Genomic DNA, 2,864 nt, shown 5'->3' on the forward strand with positions numbered 1-2,864 from the left:
TTATACCAATTTCATAAAATATTGCAAAGGGTGAGGACACACTTAACTGGGAACACCGGAGCTGGGAACAGAGAAAGAAAAACATAAATATTAAAGAGGAAAAAAGGTGGAAATTTTAGAATTTATGGAATTTATATTTTTTTCTTTTAAGAAGAAATCACAAATTAAGATGTAACTGCCTTTGCGTGAATTTGGTATTAGAATCAAGAACAAAGAAAATATTGGAGTTAAGGCTTCATTTTTGATTATACGTCTACCTCTAATCAACTTAAATTAACTTAATTTGACTCATGTTAAAACAAATATTCCTAATTAGTTTAACTTCATCATTGTTTTTCCTAAATTCTGAAGTTTCTAACCCTCAAATTTTTCCTAATTATTCTGAATCTAATCTGAGAGTATCCCAGAAAACTTCTACAAGAAAACAACAACTGATCGATCGATATTTGGAACTTATAGGAGGCGAAAAAACATTTCAAGAAGTAATTCGAGCTATGTTGTCTCAAATGGAACAACAATTCAGTTCTATTTTAACTTCTGAATTAGTTGAAAATCAACAACTTTCTCCCGAAGAAAGGCAACAAATTACAAATAAGCTCAACCAAGAAACAACCAGTATTATCCGGAAATCTAATCAGATGTTTCTCGAACGTATTAGCTATCAACAAATTGTTGAAGAAGTTTACTATCCTATCTATGATAAATATTTTACAGAAGAAGATTTGCAGACATTAATTGAATTTTATCAAACTCCAACCGGAAGAAAAACTATTGAACTTATGCCACAATTGTTTCAAGAATCTATGCAAAGAACAGCTCAGGTACTCAACCCAAAAATTAAGAGTGTTATGCAAGAGATTATTGCTGAGGAATTACAACGTATCAACTAATACCATTTCTCAAAAACTTTTCTACATTTTGTTGAGTAGGGAACCCACCCCTAACCCCTCCCTGGAGGGGAAGTAGAGGGGTGGGGGAGAAGTAAAAAGTAAGAATAATTCATATTAACTGGGCTATTTTTAGCAAAAAAGTGATTCTATCTGTTGTGATTAATTAATAACTGAAGTATTACCCAAGTATAGTGTTACTTTTAGGAATTGGTATAATACCATTTTGATAAATGTTTGCTACAAATAACTAGGGGATTTTTTAGGAGTCAGGAGTCAGGAGTCAGGAGTCGTATGGGAATTGCTTCAATACCACTTTTTAGGTTGGAAATCATCTTTTTTGTCAAAGGGATGTCTCCTGAAAATTATTTTTATCCCTCTTACTATTCGTAACATTCTTTTTTCAAAATGGTATATTGAAGAAGGAGACAGGAGACAGGAGACAGGAGACAGGAGGAAAATTACTTATGGATAGTCAACGAAGGGCCGCTCCGCGTCTACGCTCCCCCAAGTAATTTTGAACACCCCCGTTGACGGTGGGGTATTAAATCCACAAAGAAAATGATAAACTAAAGTCCCATCATTGAGTTTTTACTTCCTAATTCTTCTGACTTTTGATTTATAACTTATAATTTTAATTTCCGTGAAACGGTATAACCCTCTTCCTTCTTCCTTCTTCAAAAATGAACTCGAAAATATTCTTTATATAAACTACACAAAGGCACCACAGCATTTCCCCGAAATTTAACTAATCCCATACTCCGCAATTTAAAAGCCTCAATTGTACCAATTTCCACAGGAGTTTTTGCATTAACAACTTTTGTCATTGCCTTCTGTAAAGTTTCATCTTTTTGCAAGTTCAACAAATGTGGATGTAAGTGATTATAGTAAGGTCCTTCATCAGTTGCTGCCAGTTCTAAAAGTCGTTCTAAAGTAATTTTTCCACTAGCAATTTGATAAAGTGCTAGACGTACTAAATAAGGATGGCCTCCTAACATTTCCATTAGTTTTTCAGACCAATTTAAAGACCATTTTAAACCATGTATTTCTACTAAATATTTTACCTGTTCTAAATTAAATTCTGGCAACTCAATTCCTAATCCCACATTGAAGGGAGACTGATTAATATTCAGAGGAATATAAACCTCCTTAGAATGAACAATTATTAATCGTAATCTTTGCCAATCAGGATTATTTTTACCTTGTTCGTGCCAAGCTCTTAATAAGGCAAAAAAATCTGTTGCTAGACCGGGATTTTGGAAAATTTTGTCAACTTCATCTAATCCTAAAACTATGGGAGCTTTAATTTCAGCGAGCAAATATTTATCAAAATATTTTGTACACCTTTTTTTCACTCCTAAGACTTTTTTCCAATATTTATCTAACTGTTCTTCTAAACCCAATTTGTCGCTAATACTTGCACAAAACCACTGCAAAAATTTGTCTAAGTTTTCGATAAATTCCGTATCTATAGTTTGAAAATTTAGATCAACTATTCGATGACCTTGCTGACTAGAATGAGCTAAAATTCGGGATAATAAAGAACTTTTTCCCATTTGTCGAGGCGCTTTAATTCTAATTAATGCGTTGGGTTTAACAATAGCTTGAAAACATTCTGATTCGATAGGCGATCGCTCAATATAAAAAGGAGAATTTAAAGGAACTTGACCAGAAGGTAGTTCTATATCAGAAATAGGTATATCAGTAGGAGTGTCTATTGAGTTTGCGTAGCATATATTATGTTTTTTCACTCTTATTAAATTTGATGTAATATTCGATAATTCTGCCAAAGCAACTTTAGCGTCTAGGTAGCGTAGAGGCCAGTGAATATTCACCATTTTTATGAAAAAACTAACTAACTCATCACTGACATCGGAAGAGGAAAAGAGTTTTTTACAGTCTATTTCTCCATAGCTATTTAGGGGAAATAGTTGGGGAGGTTTTCCTGTTAAAGCTTGAATTGCAGTTACTCCAACA

The 2,864-nt window shown here is 33.2% G+C and carries 2 protein-coding genes; one reads left to right on the forward strand and one right to left on the reverse strand.

Annotation, left to right across the window (positions count from 1 at the left end):
* The first annotated feature begins 290 nt into the window (after positions 1 to 290).
* A complete protein-coding gene (locus F6K13_RS26615; RefSeq protein WP_287279507.1) occupies positions 291 to 890 on the forward strand; it encodes a DUF2059 domain-containing protein in 600 nt (199 codons plus the stop codon).
* A gap of 674 nt (positions 891 to 1,564) precedes the next feature.
* Here the strand turns inward: F6K13_RS26615 and F6K13_RS26620 are convergent.
* The coding region (locus tag F6K13_RS26620; protein ID WP_287288941.1) for an AAA-like domain-containing protein at positions 1,565 to 2,864 on the reverse strand (1,300 nt) is incomplete at its 5' end.

The organism is Okeania sp. SIO2B9, assembly GCF_010672505.1.
Classification (GTDB): Bacteria; Cyanobacteriota; Cyanobacteriia; order Cyanobacteriales; family Microcoleaceae; genus Okeania; species Okeania hirsuta.